This is a genomic window from Burkholderia sp. MSMB1588, assembly GCF_001546925.1.
GTDB classification, from domain to species: domain Bacteria; phylum Pseudomonadota; class Gammaproteobacteria; order Burkholderiales; family Burkholderiaceae; genus Burkholderia; species Burkholderia humptydooensis.
This window is the reverse complement of sequence record NZ_CM003770.1, coordinates 1,703,972-1,722,040: the sequence shown is the minus strand read 5'-3', so window position 1 is coordinate 1,722,040 and position 18,069 is coordinate 1,703,972. Positions and strand designations below refer to the sequence as shown.

Here is an 18,069-nt window from a genome sequence, read left to right as displayed (position 1 = left end):
AACGTGATCGCCCGTATTACACTGCGCGGGCGTTACGCAGGATCAGCTTGCCCGTCGACGTCTGCATCTCGCCCGCGTCCGACATCTGCTGCATCAGTTGCGCGAGCACGCGGTTGTGCTCGGCGAACGAATCGACCGCCTGTTTCAGCAGATCGCCGAGCAGCCTGATGTCGTACATCGCCTCCTTGATGTCGGCGAGCAGGCCCATCGCCTTCGCGCGCTCGATGCCGACGACGATCCCGCCCGCCGCCTGCGACACCTGATTGCCGACGTCCATCACGGTGCCCGCCTTCTCGAACCGGTTCGCGAGCAGCATGCCGTCCTCCTTCGCCTCGACGCCGATCGCGCGGCGCATCCGCGTCATCGCGGTCGCGGTGCGCGAGCCGAGCGCCTGGAGCCCGGACTTTTCGGAGAACTTCTCGATCAGTTGCACGAGCATCTTGCCGATCGCCGAATCCATCAGCTTCGTCAGTTGGCCCGCGACCGCGTCGATCACCTTCGATGCGACCGCCTTCACCGCCGATGCGCCGACGAACGCGGCGGCGACGAGCGCGACGCCCGTCACGACCGCGCCGAGGATCGCGCCGGCGAGCTCGGCCTTCTGCTGATCGACGCCGCACGCGACGAGCGCCTTCGTGATCAGCGACGAGATCACCTCCATCAGCGGCTTGAGGATCGCGTCCATCACGGGCTGCATCAGCTTGTCCATGAACGACACGCCCGTCGTCGCGCGGCTGATCTCGTCGCCGACCGCGAGCGCGAGCCCCACGGCGGCGAGCGCGAGGCTCGCGCCGCCCGTGAACGCGGCCGCCGCGAAGCTGACCGCGGTGATCACCCAGCCGACGATCTTGCCGATGCAGCCCATCGTCTTCTGCATCTCCTCGGCTTTCTTCACCTGCGCCTGATATTCGTCGGACTTCTTCTGCAGCTCGGCCTCGCGCTTCGCCTGCATCTCGGTGAAGAGCTTCTGCTTCGATTCGAGCTCCTTCACGTTGCCCGACGAGATCAGCTCCTGCAGCTTGCCGAGCACGGCCGTGAGCTCGGCCGCGCCGCTCAGCTTCGGCGACGCCGCGCGCAGCGGCGCGCTCGCGCCGTATTGCTGCGCGGCCTGATTCACCGCGTCGTCGACTTGCTGCTCGCATTCGCGCGCCTGCGTCGCGAGCGCGGTCGCCGCATCGAGCTTCTGCGCCGCGTCGGCCTGCAACGCGTCCGCACGGCCATGCGCGTCGCTCGCCTGCTGCTTCGCCTGCTCGAGCGCCGCCTTCAGCGCCTTCAACTGATCGTCGGGCAGGCCCTGCTTCACCGCGTCGTCGTACTGCTTCTGCGCGGCGTCGACAGCCGCATCCGCGGCCTTCGCGTCGGCGGCGGCCTGCTTCGCCGCGGCGGCGGCCTGCGCGGCCGCGTCGGTCGCCGCCTTCGCGTCGTCGGTCGCCCGCTGGAACGCGTCGGACAGCCGGTTCAGGTTGTCCTGCGCGGCCTTCGACATCTGGTTCCAGATGTCCGAGCGCTGCTTGAGCTCGTCGAGGCTGCTCGCGCTGATGACGCTCATCAGCACGCCGAGCAGCTCGGTCAGCTTCGCCGCGCCGCTCGCGCGGCTGCCGCCGTCCTGCGGCTGCGCGTTCGCCGTGTCGGATTGCGGCGCTGCGCGTTCCTGCGGCGCGCGCAGCGCCGGCTTATCGTCAAGCCTGTCGAGCCGCGCGTCGTCCGTCCCCGGCTGCGCGCCGCACTGCCCGGACGCGAGCTGCGACATTCGCTCGAGGAAATTGCGCTGCGCGGCCGACACCACGTCGACGTACGCCTGCGGCGACAGCGTGCCGAGCGCGCGCGCCGCGTCGCGCAGCGGATGGGTCTGGTAAGCGTTCGCGTTGGCGGCCGATCCGCCCTGCACTCCCGATGACATACGATCAGCTCCTGTTGGCTAGAGTCTGTTTACATACGGAGCGCATGTGCGTTCCGTATGTAAACAGATCCTAGAGGTCGTTTTCAACCGGTGCGGGCGCCGCATCGGCGCCCACTTCGTCGAGCCCGTCGAGATAGGACTGCGCCTTCTGCGCGAGGCGCTCGTCGCGCGAGCGCTCGGCGACGATGCCGAAGCAGCGCCGCGCGAGCGGCGCCTTGCCCATCAGCAGATGGCATTGGCCGGTGTGGAACATCGGCCGGCAGTCGTCCTTCGACAGCGAGTACGCGAGCGCATACAGATCGATCGCCCGCGCGTATTCCTTCTTCAACTGGCACACCGCCGCGAGCCCCATCGCGTATTCGGCGTTATAGAAGTCGTAGATGCACAGAAAACGGAAGAACACCTCCGCGTCGTCGATCCGCCCCTGCTGGTAGAAGCGGTACGCGAACGCGTAGATGCCGTCCATCAGGTCCTGCGGCACCCGATGCAGGTCCTTCAGCGTCGCGCCGTTCTGGACCGCGTCCAGCAGCGCCGCCGCCATCTCGTCGGCTTCGATGTCGTCTATGTTCACGTCGCGTTGCGTCATGCCGTCACCTCGTTCGGTTCTTTCAGTCACATGGATGTCGGCGCGTTGCGGTGCCGTTCAATGACGGTTGCTACGTTACGCGCCTCTCGCTCAGGAAAATTTCACAAAGCAGTCTTTTCGGCTTGTCAAGCGTTTCGATCGCGCGCCTGCGGCGCGGGCGGCGTCTCGGGCGCCATCCCGGGCGGCGGTCCACCGCGATTCGCCGCCTCGACTTCCTTGAGCCAGATCAGCACGCGCATCACGCCGTCTACGTCGTCCTGGTTCACGAAGCTGTAGCGGCGCGGCGAGTTGCGATAGATCGAGCGCGCGAGCGCGACGTTGCGCACGACCGTCACGCCGCACGCTTCGGCGTGCCGAATGACCGCGTGCGCGCGCGCGTTGGTCTCCCGCACCGACACGAACGGAATCGGCACGATGTCCGGGTTCACATAGATGCCGATCGCGATGTGAGTCGGATTCGCGACGATGAAATCGGATTGCTCGACGTTCGCCTTGATCTCCTCCGACAGCAGTTCCTGATGGATCTCGCGCCGCTTGCTCTTGATCTCGTGATTGCCCTCGCTCTCCTTGTATTCCTGCTTCACCTCGTGCTTGTCCATCTTCAGCTCGCGGTGGTACAGGTGGTATTCGACGGCGGCGTCGACGATCAGCACGGGCAGCGCGCACAGCAGGAACAGCAGCACGAGCCGGATCGTCAGCACGATCCACATGTGGCCGAGCAGCGCCGCTCGCGCGCGGAACAGCCCGAACACGTCGTGGTGGCAGAGATCGGCGAACACGCGCACCGTGACCGCGAACACGGCGACGTAGAGCAGCGCCTTCGCCGCGTCTTTCACCGAGCGCCAACTGAAGAGCCGCTTCATTCCCTTGACGGGATCGAGCGCCGTGAGATCGAAGCGGATCGATTCGACAGCGAGCGTGAAGCGGCTTTGCACGAGCGACGGCAGCGCGCCCGCGGCCGCGCAGAGCAGCACGAACGGCGCGGCGATCCGCAGGAACAGCTTCGCCCACGCGAACGCGTAGGCGCCCGGGTCCGGCTGCGCGCCCGACGACGCGATCCGCGCGAATTCGGCCGCGATACGCGTCAGATCGACGAGCGCGGGCGCGGCCAATGCGCCCGTGGCGATCACGACGAGCGCGACGATGTCCCTTGCCTTGAACGTCTGCCCTTTCTTCGCCGCGTCGCGCAGCTTCTTCGCGGTCGGCTTTTCGGTTTTCTCCGCCATCGCTCACTTCACCAGGCCGCTGAAAGGATGCGCGTGCAGCAGCGCCGTCAGTTCGTGCGGGGCCGCATAGAGGAAATACAGGTGGAACACGGCGAACGCGACGATGCTCTTGACCGTCAGCGACAGCGAGAACGCATTGACCTGCGGACAGAAGCGCGAGAAGAGCCCGAGCAGCGCATCGGTCAGGAACATCACGATCAGCACGGGCGCGGCGAGCGCGAGCCCGTGCGCGACGAGATCGGTCAGCAGCGCGCCGACGCGCGGCAGATCGACCGAAAACAGCGCGCCCGCCGGCACCGTCACGTAGCTCGATTCGAGCGCGCCGACGATCGTCAGCATGCCGCCCTGCTGCAGGAACGCGGCCGCGTAGAACAGGCTCACGAACGGCGCGAGCGCCGACGCTTCGACGCCCGTGGCCGGATCGATCGAATCGCTGATCGTCGCGCCGCGCTGGTTGTCGATCAGCTCGCCCACCGCCGCCGCGACCCAGAACGGCAGCGACAGCGCGACGCCGAGCACGACGCCCGCCGCCGCCTCCGTCAGCGCGACGCCGGCGAGCGCGCCGCCTTGCAGATGCGGGTGCGCGAAGCTCGGCCACAACCCGAGAATGACCGCGAACACGATCGTGTTCTTCACGACCCCGTTGACGATCGTCCGGTCATTCAGGAACGGCAGCAGATAGAACACCGGCGCGACGCGCGCATACGCGATCGCGATCGCGCCGGCCTGCCGGTAGAACGCTTCCATCGAGACATCCATCGTGTCGCTCGGCATGACGTGACGTGAAGCGGCTCAGCGCAGCCCGATCGACAGCATCTCGGTCGCGAACGCGAGCAGCTTGCCGCCGAACCAGCCGGACAGCATCATCAGGCAACCGAACACCGCGAGCATCTTCAGGCCGAACGGCAGCGTCTGCTCCTGCAATTGCGTGACCGTCTGGAACAGGCCGATCGCGAGGCCCACGACGGTCGCGACCGCGACGGGCGCCGCGCACAGCAGGATCACGAGCAGGATCGCCTTGTCGCCCGCATAGGTGAGTTCAGCCATCGTTTGTCTTCCTAAAAATGCGCCTGGGCGCGGTCATTGCATCAGGTTCAGGTACTGCTCGATCAGGCCCTTGCAGATCAGCGTCCAGCCGTCCATCGCGACGAACAGGATCAGCTTGATCGGCACCGAGATCGTCACCGGGCTCATCATCATCATCCCGAGCGCGAGCAGCACGCTCGACACCACCATGTCGACGACGAGGAACGGCAGGTACAGGTAGAAGCCGATCTTGAACGCGCTCTTGATCTCGGTGAGCGCGTACGCGGGCAGCAGCGAGAACAGCGAGTTGTCGAGGCCGTCCGGCCCGTCGCCCGCGACGTCCGCATCGGCTGCGTCGGCGTCGTCGCTCTTCAGGCGCGCGGCCTGCGCGCGCTCGAAGAAGCGCACGAGCGCCGGGTCCGAGTAGCGCGTCAGATAGCGCTTGTAGCCGCCGAGGCCGCCGTCGATGAAATCGTTGACCGACGCGCCGTTCATCACGTCGAGCGGATGGTGCTGCAGATACCGGTACGCGCTCTGCGCGACGGGCATCATCACGAACAGCGACATGATGAGCGCGATGCTGTTGAGCGCGAGATTCGACGGCACCTGCTGGATGCCGAGCGCGTTGCGCACGAGCACGAGCACGATCGAGAACTTGATGAAGCACGAGCCCGCCGCGACGACGAACGGCACGAGCGTCGCCGCCGCCAGCAGGACGATCAGCGCGATTTCGTTATTCGCCATCGCATGCCGCCGGCTTCGCGCGCCAGAGCGCCTTCACCTCGACCGCCAACTGCTCGCCGACCTGGATCAGCTCGCCGCGGCCGAACGGCAGGCCGTTCGCGCGAATCGTCACCTCGCCCGGCGCGCCGCGCAGCGGCAGCACCAGGCCCGGATGGCAGCCGGCGAGCTGCGCGACCGTCACGCGCTCGTCGTGCAGCACGAACTCCAGCGTGACGGGCAGCGCAGCGACGTCGAAAGCCTGCGGCGATGCGTCCGGCAGCGCGTCCGCCGTCGTCGGTTCGTCATGCAGATCGTCGTGCGGATCGTCGATCGCCGGTTCGGTCAGGGGTTCGTTCAGCATGATGTTTTCTCCTTCCCAGCAAAATTCACACAGCGCATACGCGCCGATCCTGACCACGTTGCGCGGCGCGCGGACGAGCAACACGTCGCCCGGCGCGACCGCGGGCAGGAGCGCGAGCGGCAGGCGCGCGACGCCGATCGCGAAGCGCATCGCGAGCGGCACGCCGCCGACGTCGGCAGCGGCGCGCGGCGCGGGCGCTTCGCTCGGAAACGCACGGAACAGCGCGCGCACGCGGCCCGGCGCGTCGAAGCACAGCAGCGGCTCGGCGGGCAGCTTGCGCTCGACGAGATCGACGAGCCGCACGTGCGCCCAGCCGCCCGGCGGCGCGGGCAGCTCGGCCGCCGCGTCCCGCCCGCTCAGCAGATCGAGCGCGTAGCGCCTGTCGAGCGCGCGCCACGCGAGCGCGCCGAGCGCCGGGTAGCGGCGGCGCATCAGATCGTCGACGTCGACCCAGCCGTCGTGCTCGACGCCCCGCCAGGTCGCGCGCAGCGCCGCATAGCCGCGCGGCGGCGCGATCGTGCGCAGCGCGGCGTACTCGCCCCCCGCGCGCAGCGCCTGCGCGCTCCGGTACAGCGGCAGCTCCGCGGGCGCGACGCGCCGCAACAGCGTGTAGCGCGCGCTCATCGTTCGTCCGCCTCCGGCTCCTGCCGCGCGCGGCGCCACGGCGAACGGCCGCCGTCGTCATCCGCGCGCTGCCGATCGAATTCGACGGTCCATCCGGGCGTCAGCCGATCGACGCCGTACTCCATCGCGCGCTGCACGCGCTCGTGGCTCGGCTGTGCGCTGACGACGCGCGGCGCGCAGCCGGGATCGAAGCGCAACTCGACCGCGGGCCGCCCGTCCCATGAGTTGAAGCGGTAGCGCACCTGGGTGCCTTGCGTGTCGCGAACGTCGCGCGCGTCCGTTTGCGCCGCGCCGGCCTGCGCGCGTTGGCGCGCGGCGCGCGACGGGTCGTGCGCGCGCGCGGCAGGCTCCGCCGCACGCATCGACGCCTGCGGTTGAAAGGCGCGCGGGAAACCGGCGAGCGATGCGTCGCCCGCGCGGTTCGAATCGTCGCTGTCGACGCGTTCGCGCGCGGCGCCCGGCGAAGCGGCGGCCGTCGGGCGTCGGGTCGACGATGCGGCCGAGACAGCCGACATAGCCGATGCAGCGGCGATCGTCGCGGCCGGCAAGCGCGCGGCGGGCAGCGCCGGCGAGCGCGACGCCGCGGCGTCCGCCGCCATCGCGGAATGCCGCGAAGCTCCGGCCGCCGTGTCGCGCACGATGCCGTCCGGCGTGCGTTGCGCCGCGCGTTGCGCCTGCGTCGGCACGGACGGCGGCGCGACGTCGGCCGCCGCTTGCGGCGCGCGCGCGTCGGCCGTCGAAGCATCGGGCGCTCGCTCGCCCGTCGCGCGAACCACGCCGAGCGCCGGCGCGTGGCCGCGCATCGGCGCGGCGCGGCGCGGCGCGATTTCGTCGCGCGGCTCGACGCGCGTGCGCGCGCCGTCAGCCACATGCGCTTCGACGCCCGCTTCGACGCCCGCGACACGCGCGTTCGCGCCGCCTCGCGCCCCGCCGAACCGCAGCGCGATCGCCCGGTCCCGCGCCGAATGCGGTGCGGGCATCCCAACCGCCGCAACCGGCGGCTCGCCGTTGCGCTTTGCCCTTTTCCTCGCGTGGACGCGCCCGGCTTCGGCGTCGTCGCCATCACGTCCGTCGTCGCACCCGTCGTCGCGCTTGTCGAGCACCTTGCCGCATTGCTCGCGATACGCGCGCTGCAAATCGGACGCCTGTCCGCCGCCCGGCGTCTGCGCGCGCGGGGCAGGCTCGACGCCCGCCGCGATCGGCGCGCTAATGCTGATGGTTGAACCCATGACCTGCTCCTTCCGTGATGTCCGCATCAGCGGCCGATTCGCGCAGCCGCTCGTTTTCGATCCTGCGCCGCGCGAGCCAGTCGCGATGCGCGTTCCGGCGCCGCTCGAGCGCGAGCGCGGCGGCCTGGCTGCCGCGCAACGCTTGCTCGGCCGCCTGCCGGCGCTCGCGCAGATCGCTGGCCTCGATCTCCCTGCATGCGATCTCGTAACGGATCACCGCCTGCTTGCCGCGCACGCGCATCAGCTCGCTGCGCGCATACGGCTTCGGCGGCGCGCTCGCCGCGAGCCGCTCGCGCAGGCGCGCGATCGTCGCGCATCGCTCGGCGATCTGCCTGTCGAGCGCCGAGAGCGCGTCGCGTTCGCGCGCCGCCTGCCGGCGCAGCGCATCGCCGCGCCGCTCGAGCACCGCGAGCAGCCGCCGCGCGCCGTCGAGCCGCTTCATGACGCGGCCTCGCGCATCCGTTCGAGCGTGTCGTCGAACGCCGACGCCTCGTCGATTGCCTGCTGCAGGAACGCATCGAGCGCGGGCCGCCTGTCGAGCGCGTCGTCGTTCTCCGGGTTCTCGCCGCGCCGATACTCGCCGAGATCGAGAAACACCTGCATCTCGTCGATGCGCGCGAGGTGCCGCCGGAACTGCATCGCGGCCGTGCGATGCGGCGCGTGCGCGATCTCGTCGAACAGACGGCTCGTGCTCCTCAGCACGTCGATCGCCGGGAAATGCCCCTTTGTGCCGAGCTGCCGGCTCAGATACACGTGACCGTCGACGATCGAGCGGATCTCGTCGCCGATCGGATCGGGCTCCTCTTCGTTTTCGAGCAGCACCGTGTAGAACGCGGTGATGCTCCCCGCTTCCGTGCGCCCCGGCCGCTCGAGCAGGCGCGGCAACTGCTCGAACACCGACGCCGGATAGCCGCGCCGCGCGGGCGCCTCGCCCGTCGCGAGCGCGAGGTCGCGCAGCGCGCGCGCGTAGCGGGTCATCGAGTCGAGAAACAGCATCACGTCGCAGCCGAGATCGCGGAAATACTCGGCGATCGTCGTCGCGACGAGCGCCGCGTTGCAGCGGTCCACCGACGAGCGATCCGACGTCGCGTACACGACGACCGTCCGGTCCCGGCTGCCCGAGCGCCGCATCCGCTCGACGAACTCGGACACCTCGCGGCCGCGCTCGCCGATCAGCGCGACCACGTACACGTCGGCCGCCGCATGCTCGATCATCATGTTCATCAGCGAAGTCTTGCCGCAGCCCGCGGCCGCGAAAATGCCGATGCGCTGGCCGACGCCGCACGTGAGCAACCCGTCGATCGCGCGCACGCCCGTCGCGAGCCGCCGCTCGATCGGGCGCCGCGCCGCGTAATCGGGCGGCGCGGCGTCGATTGTGCGGCGGCGCGGCGCCGCGGCGCGCGCCGCCCCCTCCGCCCCCGCCTCCCGCTTCGCGCCGAACGTCTCGACGATGCCGCCCGTCGCGTCGACGACCGCGCCGAGCATCGCCGGCGCGACGTCGATCGTCATCCGCTCACCCGTCGGCACGAGCGCGACCTGCCGCGACAGCCCGGCCGTGCTGCCGAGCGTGCTCAGGATCGCGGTGTCGCGCCCGAAGCCCACCACCTGCGCGCGGCCGATCACCGTGTCGCTGCCCGCCGACGCGCGGATCGCGCACAGCTCGCCGATCGCGACGTCCGGCAGCGGCGCCTCGATGATCGGCCCCTGGATGCGGCGCGGATGCGCACGCCGCGCGAGGAGCCGCAGCGGATCGCCGGCGGCCTTCATCGCGCGAGGATCTCGTTGATCGCGCACAGGTCCGCGTAGAACGTCTCGAGCGCCTCGGTGAAGCCGTCGGCGTCGGCGAGGCAGCGCGGCTCGACGCGGCCGTGCAGCATGAGCGCATCGTCGACGAGCGACAGCAGCGGCCGGCGCGACGCGAACGCGTCCGAGCCGCGCGGCAACTGATACGCGAGCAGATCGAACGCGCAGCGCGCGAGCTGGCTCTCGCCCGCGCAGTCGAGCCGGCTCCAGATCGTCACGTGCTCGCCGTCGCGCTCGACGAACATTTCGGGCATCGAATGAAAGGCAATGCAGATCGGCGCGTGCGCATCCAGTTCGCCCGCGATCGCGCTGCCGCAATCCATCTTCTCCATGCTTTCCTTGACGAGCATGACGACATCCACATTCATCGTTTCTCTCCTTAGACCGTCTTCAACACATCGATTGCGACGCTGTCGGCCACTTCACCGAACGACAGCACCTCCAGTTCCGGAAAGCGGCTCTCGATCAGCCGCTTGACGAAACGCCTGACTTCCATCGAAGCGAGCAGCACCATGTCGCGCTGCGAGAAGCCCGCGCGCGCGAGCTCGAGCGCGAGCCGGTCGAGCAGTTGCTCGCTCGTCGCGGGCTCCAGGTTCAGGTACGCGCCGCTCGACGTCTGCCGCACGCCGTGGCCCACCGCGTCCTCGAACTCGGCGGACAGCACGAGCGCGCGCAGCTTGCCGCCCGCCGCGAAGCGATTCGAGATGTAGCGCGCGAGCGCCGTGCGCACGTGCTCGACGAGCAGGATCGAGTCCTTCTCCTTCGGCCCCCATTGCGCGAGCGATTCGAGAATCAGCTTCATGTTGCGGATCGAGATCTTCTCGGCAAGCAGGCGCTGGAACACCTCGGCGATCCGCTGCACCGAAATGTGCCGATAGCTTTCCTTGATGAGCTCCGGATACTTCCGATCCATGTCGTCGAGCAGGCGCTTCGCCTCCTGCACGCCGAAGAATTCCGACACGTTGCTCAGCATCACCGCGAGAAACTGCCCGTACAGGTCGTCGATCGCCGGGCGCGTGAGCACGTCGATCTTCGCGAGCGCGCCGGTCTGCGAGTCCGGCACCCACCACGCGTCGCCGCCCGCGCCGTCCGGCAGCGTCACGACGTCGACGGGCAGCCCTTCGAGCGCGAGCGTCGAGCCGATCACGCGATGCCTGTCGAAGCAGATCGCGAACGTCGCGGCGCGGATCTCGTTGATCAGCACGATCGCCTCGCGCGGATGCACCTGCGGCGAATACACGACGCGGATGTCGGGCAGCCGCAGCCCCATGTCGACGAACGCGCGCCGCCTGAACGCGCCGATCACGCCGTCCCGCTCGAACATCGGCTGCGCCGCCTCGGGCACCATCAGCATCAGCGGCACCGTCTCGGGGATCAGCTTGTCGATGTCGACGTCGTCCACGGCGGCGGCGGACTGCGTCGCGCCGCCGCCCGACAGCGCGCCCGCGACCTTGCCGACGAGCCCGCCCTCGCGCGCCAGCTCGCCCGGCTTGCGCCATTCGCGGCGCACGTACAGCGCGCCGAGCGCAAGCGCGATCAGCAGGAAGACGATGAGCGGGAAACCGGGCAGCAGGCCGATCGCGAGCGCGAGCACGGCCGTGACGGCGAGCACGAACGGGTTCGAGAACAGCTCGCCGACGATGTTCGCGCCGAGGTTGTTGCCCGAGCCGCTCACGCGGGTGACGACGAAGCCCGCGCCGATCGCGATCAAGAGCGCCGGGATCTGCGCGACGAGGCCGTCGCCGATCGACAGGATCGTGTAGGTCGTGAGCGCGTCGGACACCGACATGCCGTGCTGCATCACGCCGACCGAGATGCCGCCGATCAGGTTCACGAAGATGACGACGATGCCGGCGATCGCATCGCCCTTGATGAACTTCATCGCGCCGTCGAACGAGCCGTAGAGCTGGCTCTCGCGCTCGAGCGCCGAGCGGCGCGCCTTCACGCCTTCGTTGTCGATGATGCCGGCGCGCAGGTCCGCGTCGATGCTCATCTGCTTGCCGGGCATCGCGTCGAGCGAGAAGCGCGCCGCGACCTCGGCGACGCGCTCCGAGCCCTTCGTGATCACGATGAACTGCGCGATCGTCACGATCACGAACACGACGAAGCCGACGACAAGGTTGTCGCCGATCACGAACTGCCCGAACGTCGTGATGATCTTGCCGCCCTCGGCCGTGAGCAGGATCATCCGGCTCGTGCTGATCGACAGCGCGAGCCGGAACAGCGTCGTGATCAGCAGGATCGACGGAAACGTCGAGAATTCGAGGATGTTGACGATGTAGAACGAGCCCATGAACACGAGCAGCGCCGTCACGATGTTCAGGCCGATCAGGAAATCGAGCACATAGGGCGGCAGCGGCACGATCAGCATCGCGATCACGAGCACCATCAGGCACAGGACGATCAGTTCGGGGCGCGCTTGGGCCTTGAGCAGGAGATTCTTCAGCATGGCTATCGACCGGATCGAATGAAAGGCGCCGCGCGCGAGCCGCCGTCCGCGCGCGCGCGCGCCTGCCGCCGCTCGCGCGCATACGTCGCGCCGATCAGCTCCTCGAGCGCGCCGAGCGCCGCGCGGCGCGCGTCGGCGTCGCCGTAGAGCGCGATCGGCACGCCCGCGAACGCGCGCAGCGCGAGCTGCAGCAATTGCGAGCGGCGCTCGGCCGCGAGCGGCTCGAGCAGATCGCCGAGCGTGCGCAGCAGCACGTCGGCGACCGAGAACGGCCGCTGCAGGCCGCCCAGCATCGTCGCGAGCGCGCGCGCCTCGGTGAGCCCGCAATCGCGCGCGAGCGCATCGTCGAGCAGCCGGCCGACGAACAGCTCGTCGGCCGACGCGAGCAGCCGCGCGTGATGCAGCGTGCCGAGGAGCGGCCCGAACTCGGCCGCGCAGCCGCAGCTCGGGTCGTGCGACTGCATGTCGTACGACAGCGCGGCGCTCACGTAGTCGAGAATCCGCTTGCGCCGGCCCGCGCCGAACTGCTCGATCCAGTCTTCGTAGACGACGAGATACGAGCCGTCGAACTCGAGAAACTGCCGGTACAGCTCGCGCAGCCGGCGCGGATCGAGCTGCATGCGCGCGCCGAACACCTTCGCCTTCAGCGCCGCGTTGATGCCCGCCTTGATCCGCTTGTTGCCGTCGCCCGCGAGCAGTTCCTCGATCGCGCGCTCGACGACGTCGACGGATTCGCTGTCGAGCCGGCGCCGCCGGCGCAGCTCGCGCAGCGCGAGCAGCAGATCGCTCTCGTCGCGAAAGCGCTCGCGCGCGTCGCGCAGCAGCGCCGCGAGGTCCGCGCGGCCGCGCGTCGCGCGGCCGTCGGGCAGGCTCTGGCGGCCGAGCAGCGCGGCAAGCTCGTCGAGCTTCTCGTCGGCGTCCGTGTCGAGTATCCGTTCGAGATCGTCGCTGCGGCGCCCCTTGCGCTCCGACGCGCGGAACCGGCCGAACTGCGCAGCGGCGTTCGCGGCTTCTCCGTCGAGCTCGGCGAGCTGCGCGTCGACGCCGGCCGCGCCCGCCGCCGGCGCCTGCGGCGCTTCGTCGAGCGACGGCTCGGCGTCGAGCCGGTTCGCCGCGCCGGTGCCGTCGACAGAAAAGCCGCGCCGCGCGGCCGATGCGCCGCCGATGATCGAGCTCATGATCTGTCGTCCATGTAGGGTTTGAGCATCTGCACGGTTGCGCGCAGCGTCGCGTTGTCCGACGGATCGCCGGATTCCCACGGCTGCCCGTCGGGCCAGGCCGCGCCCGCGCGCAGCAGCTTCGGCTGGATCAGGAACACGCGCACGACCTGCTCGTGCCGGTCCGAATGCCCGCGAAACAGCCCGCCGATCAACGGGATGCTCGCGAGCCCAGGAATCCTGAACGTGCGGCGCGTCACGTCGTCGCGCGTGTTGCCGCCGATGAGCAGGCTCATCTCGCGCGGCACGCGCGCGACCGTGTTGATCTCGGTGCGGTTGACGAGCGGCATCGCGTTGTTGTCGACGACGATCTGGCCGTCGCTCGTCGCGCCGTCGGTGTTGCCGTCCTCGATGTCGACGATCATTTCGACCTGCGACGCATCGCGCGTGAGCCGCGGCAATACGTTGACGAGCGTGCCGTAGGTCACGTGATCGAGTTGCACCGCGCGCTCGCCGATCAGCTTCGCGTAGAACGTCTGGTTGCTGTCGAACGTCGCCGGCACGTTCTCCTGCGTGAGCACGATCGGCCGCGAGATCACCGTTGCGTCGCCCGTCTGGCTGAGCGCCGCCACCGACGCGAGGAATTTCGTGCCGTCGAGCGTCGTCACATTGCCGCCGCCGCGATTGTTGAAGCCCACGCCGATGCCGGGCGCATTGAGCGCGCCCTGCCAATCGATGCCCAGTTGGTCGAGCCGACTCTTGCGGATGTCGATGATCCACAGCGACAGCTCGATCTGCCGCTTCTCGACGTCGAGCGAGCGGATCAGCGCCTCCATGTCCTGCACCTTGTCGAGCCGGCCGACCAGGATCACGCTGTTCGTGTCCGGATACGCGACCGCGCGCACGCCGTCCGACGCAGGCACCGCGACACCGCCCGACGGGCCGCCCATCGGGCTCGCGGCGCTCGTCGGGTGCGCCGAATCCGGCGAGCCTGCGCCGCCCGGCGCGTTGCCGGCATCGAGCGGCGCGGGCAATGCGTCGGCGAGCGAGAACGCGGTCTTGCCGATTGCGCCCCCCGCGCCGCCGCGCGCCGCCGCATCGACCGACGCGACCGACGCGGCCGGCGCGGCGGATGACATCGCCGGCGCCCCCGGCCGCGCCGGGCCGAAGATCCGGCCGAGCACGGTCGCCATGCCCGGGATGTCGATCTCCTTGTCGCGCAGCGCGTACTGGCGATCGACGACGAAGCTGTTGTGAAGCTGCACGACGCGCACGACCTGTCTGTCACTCGCCTCGTTCGAGCGCACCTCGTCGAGATAGCGCGCGGCGGCAGCGACGAGATTCACGTAGACGGGCGCGCCCGTCACGTAGAACGTGTTGCTCAGGTCGTCGCCGCGCACCGGAAAGCGCGGGTCGTAGAGCCGCGTCTGCCGGATGAAGTCGCGCAGGTTGCGCACGGTCGCATGGCGCATCGATATGACCGCGTTCTTGATCTCCGAGTTGTCGTAGATGTAGATCGACGCGCCGTCGTCGTACCAGAGCAGCGACATCGATTCGCCCAGTTGCGCGAGGAGCGCGCGCCCACGCGCGAGGTCGAACTCGCCCGTCACGTGCTTGCGGCGCACCTTGTCGCTCGCGACGATCGGCTTGCGCAGCCGGCCGGACAGCGCGTTGAGCAGCACGCTGATGCTCGCGTCGTTCGCAACGAAATGGCGCTCGCCGTCTTGCGGCGCGACGCCCGCCGGCTGCGCAGCGGCGCGCGCGCCGCCGTCCGCCGCATCGAGCAGCACGGGCGGCCCGCCCGAGTCGGCGGGCGGCGCCGCGTCGGTCGGCGCGGCGAGCGCCGCGCCCGTCATCAGCAGCGATGCGGCGAGCGCGGCTGCGTGTCGTCTGGCCGTGTCGGCATACATCATCGGTTCAGGCTCCTCATGTCCTGCGGCGGAACCGGCACGGCGAAATGCCGAACAAGTCCTTGATTTCCCTGGAGAAGTGGGACGACGACGCAAAGCCGTTGCTCATCGCGACCTCGGTCATGCTGTCGCGGCTCTCGACGACTTCGAGCACCGCCTGCGCGGCGCGCCATTGCCGAAGCTCGCGCTTCAGGCCGCGGCCGAGCGCCTGCCGGCACAGCCGCCGAAAGTGCGGCTCCGATACGCCGTAGCGCGCGGCGAGCGCGGCGATCGGCTGCGGGCTCGCGCGCTCGCGCAGCAGAAAGCGCACGAGTTCGTAGCTCTCCTGCGCGCGCAGGAACGCGAGCAGCGGATCGGCGGCGTGCGGCGCGCCCATCACGCGAGCGATCAGCCACCGGTCGAATTTCCAGATGCTCAGGTCGCCCGGCGCGTCGATCACCGCGCCGTCCGGCACGCCCGCGCGATATTCGCGTCCTGCGCCATTCGGCTTCGCGCAGCTTTCCAGAAAAGCGAGCAATTTCGCCGCCTCGAATAACGGCACGTCATGAAAACGCCATGCGCCTTCGCGCGACGCGATTTTGAATTGACCGGCGCCGGCGACCAGCGCCGATTTATCCTTGTCGATCGAAACGGCATGGGACGCCGCGCCGAACGATACGTCCAGTTTCGCGTTTTCCGTGATCGGCCTGATCAGCCTGATTGCCGGCCCCGTAAATAATCTGGATTTTCCTGGTGAAACCACCACGCAATCGAATTTATTGAATCGATTCGCCATCGCGCACTCCTCGATATTGTCCGTGAAATATCGCCCATGCATTTCGCGGCCTTTCCGGGAACGCAGATTAATCAGGTGTCACATTCTGATCAAGCAAAAATTCGGCGATTTATAAAATCTCACGAAAATCAGATAGATTCATCTGACAATAATCTTCTTTCATATTTCCATTCAGAACTATTCAGGGCCATTCATGGTGCAGAAGTCCGCCCGGCGGTACATTCCGGTCATCGAGCCGGATTCCGGCGCGTCAGCCAAGATCCCGATCGATGCAGTCGCCCGATTCGAATCCGATTATCCGATTCACGATCGACGGCAACGGAATCGATCGAACGAACGGCATATCCATCATCGGGCCATTTGTCGTCCAGGCCGCCTTGGAAAATCACCGAGATGAATAAACCAGATCCCGGACATGAAAGCCTGCAGCTTCGAATCCTGTTCGGCCCGCTTTTCGGATCGGACATTGCGATTCCGTCGGGCGAACTATTTTTCTGTGTCGGCGAGCACGTGGTCGACGATCGTCCGGCCGGGAAACCGGAAAATCGCGCCGATCATTTTCTGGAGCATGCGGTCGATACGCTGTATATCCCGCATCGGGCCGGTTCGCCGAATTTTCGCCTGCGTTTTCCCCGCTTGCCGGGGCGGGCGATACAAATGGCGGAAACCGGCGACGCCGCGCGCGGCGATTTCGAAGTCGATTTTCTGTCCGCGGACGGTTGCGTCACGCAATGCGCGGCGTTCAATACCGTCTGCCGCGCCGGCGACGTCGCGTTCGCGGTCAAGCGCCAGGGCGACGGATGGAGCGACGCGGTCGTGCACTATGCGCCGCAGCCCGAGCCGCACGCGCTGCGCCCGCGGGCGTCGGACGCCGCCGCCGAGCCCCCCGAGCGCATATCGCGCTTCGCGCTCAAGCTGGGCGCAGTGCTCGTCGCGGGGGGCGCGCTCGCGGCGCTGGCGTATTGGCAGGTGCAACGCTATGCGGGCGCGCAGAAGCTCGCGAGCGTGAACGGCGTGCTGGCGGGCGCGCCCGCGCGCAACGCGATCCTGCCAGGCGACGACGGCCGGATCTATGTGCTGAGCGCGTCGCAGGACGGCGCCGAATGGGACCGCGAGGCGCTGCTGAAGGCGGCGCTGCCGGAGCGGGTCGAGGTCGCCGTGATCGGCGCGGAGCGGCGGCGGATCGAGGGCCGGCTCGACGAAGCCGGCATCGATTTCGTGACCGTGCGGCTCGACGCGCCCGAGCGCCCCGAGCTGATCGTCACCGACCGCCTGCCCGCGGCCGCGCGCGAACGCGCGGTCCGCGAGCTGCGGCGCGCGGCGCCTTACGTGCAGGACGTCCGCGTGATCGACGCGAGCCTCGGCGCGATCGAGCAGGAAGCGCGCAACGCGCTCGACAAGGTGGGCGCGCGCTACCGGCTGCTCGCGCGGCAAGGCGGCGCGTCGTTCGAGGTGGCGACGTCGTTCGGCGACGAGGAGCTCGCCGCGTTGCAAAACCTCATGCGCTCGTTCGGCCACAAGTGGGGCACGCGCCGCGTCGACTTCAAGATCGCGCTGCGCACCGACTGGCTGAAGGGCAAATCCTATCGGGAAGGCGGCGACGGCTACGTGCTGCTCGATCACGCGTCCTGGTATTTCCCGCAACCCCTGGAAGGAGCACATTTCCGATGAGCAATTCCCCGACTCCATTGCTGGCCGACTACGAGTGGTCAGGCTACCTGACCGGCATCGGCCGCGCGTTCGACACCGGCGTGAAGGATCTGAACCAGCAACTGCAGGACGCGCAGGCGAACCTCACGAAGAACCCGAGCGACCCGACGGCGCTCGCGAACTATCAGATGATCATGTCCGAATACAACTTGTACCGGAACGCGCAGAGCAGCGCGGTCAAATCGATGAAGGACATCGATTCGTCGATCGTCTCGAACTTCCGCTAACCCTCACTTCCTCTATGGGGCGACGCGGCGCGAGCCGCGCCGCGCCGGTCCGAACGATCATGAACATCATGAATCCGCACGCCGTGTCCGCGCTGCCGCAGCTCAGCGAAATCGAATCGCCCGAGCGGCCGGCGACGCTCGACGCGATCCTGAAGCAAACGCTCGCCGATGCGAACGACAAGTCGAACGTCGCGAAGGCGAGCATCGAGTCGCGGCTCGCCGATCCGGTCGACTTCGCGCATCCGGAGAAGCTGATCGCGCTGCAGACCGAGCTGTCCGACTACAACATCTACATGTCGCTCGCGAGCACGCTCGCGCGCAAGGCCGTCTCGGCAGTGGAGACGCTCGTCAAGGCGCAATGAC

Annotated in this window: 18 protein-coding genes; 3 read left to right on the top strand and 15 right to left on the bottom strand. The window is 68.7% G+C overall.

What is annotated here, in order from left to right; genetic code table 11:
* Nucleotides 1-16 precede the first annotated feature (16 nt).
* From bipB to WS92_RS06810, 15 genes are all read right to left on the bottom strand, one after another.
* Nucleotides 17-1,900: a type III secretion system translocon subunit BipB gene (gene bipB / locus WS92_RS06880; protein WP_059930396.1), complete on the bottom strand. Its 1,884-nt coding sequence runs from the start codon at nucleotides 1,898-1,900 to the stop codon at nucleotides 17-19.
* 70 nt (nucleotides 1,901-1,970) lie between these two features.
* The gene (bicA, locus tag WS92_RS06875) at nucleotides 1,971-2,486 is read right to left on the bottom strand and encodes a SycD/LcrH family type III secretion system chaperone BicA (RefSeq protein ID WP_059930394.1); all 516 of its coding nucleotides are present in this window, start codon (nucleotides 2,484-2,486) and stop codon (nucleotides 1,971-1,973) included.
* A gap of 125 nt (nucleotides 2,487-2,611) precedes the next feature.
* Nucleotides 2,612-3,712, bottom strand: a complete 1,101-nt coding sequence (locus WS92_RS06870; protein WP_059930392.1) for an EscU/YscU/HrcU family type III secretion system export apparatus switch protein — start codon at nucleotides 3,710-3,712, stop codon at nucleotides 2,612-2,614.
* Between the two features lie 3 nt (nucleotides 3,713-3,715).
* Nucleotides 3,716-4,471 (bottom strand): type III secretion system export apparatus subunit SctT, encoded by a 756-nt coding sequence (gene sctT, locus WS92_RS06865; RefSeq protein WP_171845198.1) that lies wholly within the window; start codon nucleotides 4,469-4,471, stop codon nucleotides 3,716-3,718.
* Between the two features lie 33 nt (nucleotides 4,472-4,504).
* A complete protein-coding gene (gene bsaX / locus WS92_RS06860; RefSeq protein ID WP_004187417.1) occupies nucleotides 4,505-4,759 on the bottom strand; it encodes a SctS family type III secretion system export apparatus subunit BsaX in 255 nt (84 codons plus the stop codon).
* A gap of 33 nt (nucleotides 4,760-4,792) precedes the next feature.
* A complete protein-coding gene (gene spaP, locus WS92_RS06855) occupies nucleotides 4,793-5,482 on the bottom strand; it encodes a SctR family type III secretion system export apparatus subunit SpaP (protein WP_006028899.1) in 690 nt (229 codons plus the stop codon).
* A complete protein-coding gene (gene sctQ, locus WS92_RS06850; protein WP_059930446.1) occupies nucleotides 5,472-6,446 on the bottom strand; it encodes a type III secretion system cytoplasmic ring protein SctQ in 975 nt (324 codons plus the stop codon). Before sctQ ends, spaP begins: the two co-directional genes overlap by 11 nt.
* A complete protein-coding gene (locus WS92_RS06845) occupies nucleotides 6,443-7,675 on the bottom strand; it encodes a SpaN/EivJ family type III secretion system needle length determinant (protein WP_059930388.1) in 1,233 nt (410 codons plus the stop codon). Before WS92_RS06845 ends, sctQ begins: the two co-directional genes overlap by 4 nt.
* Nucleotides 7,653-8,117, bottom strand: coding sequence for a hypothetical protein (locus tag WS92_RS06840; RefSeq protein ID WP_059930386.1), 465 nt, complete (start codon nucleotides 8,115-8,117; stop codon nucleotides 7,653-7,655). Before WS92_RS06840 ends, WS92_RS06845 begins: the two co-directional genes overlap by 23 nt.
* A complete protein-coding gene (gene bsaS, locus WS92_RS06835) occupies nucleotides 8,114-9,442 on the bottom strand; it encodes a SctN family type III secretion system ATPase BsaS (protein WP_059930383.1) in 1,329 nt (442 codons plus the stop codon). The genes WS92_RS06840 and bsaS overlap by 4 nt, the downstream gene beginning before the upstream one ends.
* Nucleotides 9,439-9,846, bottom strand: coding sequence for a type III secretion system protein BsaR (gene bsaR, locus WS92_RS06830; protein ID WP_009915457.1), 408 nt, complete (start codon nucleotides 9,844-9,846; stop codon nucleotides 9,439-9,441). The genes bsaS and bsaR overlap by 4 nt, the downstream gene beginning before the upstream one ends.
* Nucleotides 9,847-9,857: 11 nt before the next feature.
* Nucleotides 9,858-11,927 (bottom strand): SctV family type III secretion system export apparatus subunit BsaQ, encoded by a 2,070-nt coding sequence (bsaQ, locus tag WS92_RS06825; RefSeq protein WP_059930381.1) that lies wholly within the window; start codon nucleotides 11,925-11,927, stop codon nucleotides 9,858-9,860.
* Nucleotides 11,928-11,929: 2 nt separating this feature from the next.
* Entirely contained in the window at nucleotides 11,930-13,105 is a 1,176-nt protein-coding gene (gene sctW, locus WS92_RS06820) for a type III secretion system gatekeeper subunit SctW (RefSeq protein WP_059930379.1), read from the bottom strand.
* The gene (gene sctC, locus WS92_RS06815) at nucleotides 13,102-14,997 is read right to left on the bottom strand and encodes a type III secretion system outer membrane ring subunit SctC (RefSeq protein ID WP_059930378.1); all 1,896 of its coding nucleotides are present in this window, start codon (nucleotides 14,995-14,997) and stop codon (nucleotides 13,102-13,104) included. Before sctC ends, sctW begins: the two co-directional genes overlap by 4 nt.
* 13 nt (nucleotides 14,998-15,010) lie before the next feature.
* Nucleotides 15,011-15,676 carry a helix-turn-helix domain-containing protein gene (locus WS92_RS06810; protein ID WP_041862113.1) on the bottom strand — a complete coding sequence of 222 codons (666 nt, stop codon included), beginning with the start codon at nucleotides 15,674-15,676 and terminating at the stop codon, nucleotides 15,011-15,013.
* A gap of 486 nt (nucleotides 15,677-16,162) precedes the next feature.
* Between WS92_RS06810 and WS92_RS06805 the strand changes: the two genes are divergently transcribed.
* From WS92_RS06805 to sctI, 3 genes are read left to right on the top strand one after another with little or no spacing between them, the layout of a single operon-like run.
* Complete coding sequence (locus WS92_RS06805) at nucleotides 16,163-17,440, top strand: PrgH/EprH family type III secretion apparatus protein (protein ID WP_059930375.1); 1,278 nt, start codon at nucleotides 16,163-16,165, stop codon at nucleotides 17,438-17,440.
* The gene (bsaL, locus tag WS92_RS06800) at nucleotides 17,437-17,706 is read left to right on the top strand and encodes a type III secretion system needle filament protein BsaL (RefSeq protein ID WP_009915466.1); all 270 of its coding nucleotides are present in this window, start codon (nucleotides 17,437-17,439) and stop codon (nucleotides 17,704-17,706) included. The genes WS92_RS06805 and bsaL overlap by 4 nt, the downstream gene beginning before the upstream one ends.
* 59 nt (nucleotides 17,707-17,765) lie before the next feature.
* Nucleotides 17,766-18,068 (top strand): type III secretion system inner rod subunit SctI, encoded by a 303-nt coding sequence (gene sctI / locus WS92_RS06795; RefSeq protein WP_015602803.1) that lies wholly within the window; start codon nucleotides 17,766-17,768, stop codon nucleotides 18,066-18,068.
* Nucleotide 18,069 lies beyond the last annotated feature (1 nt).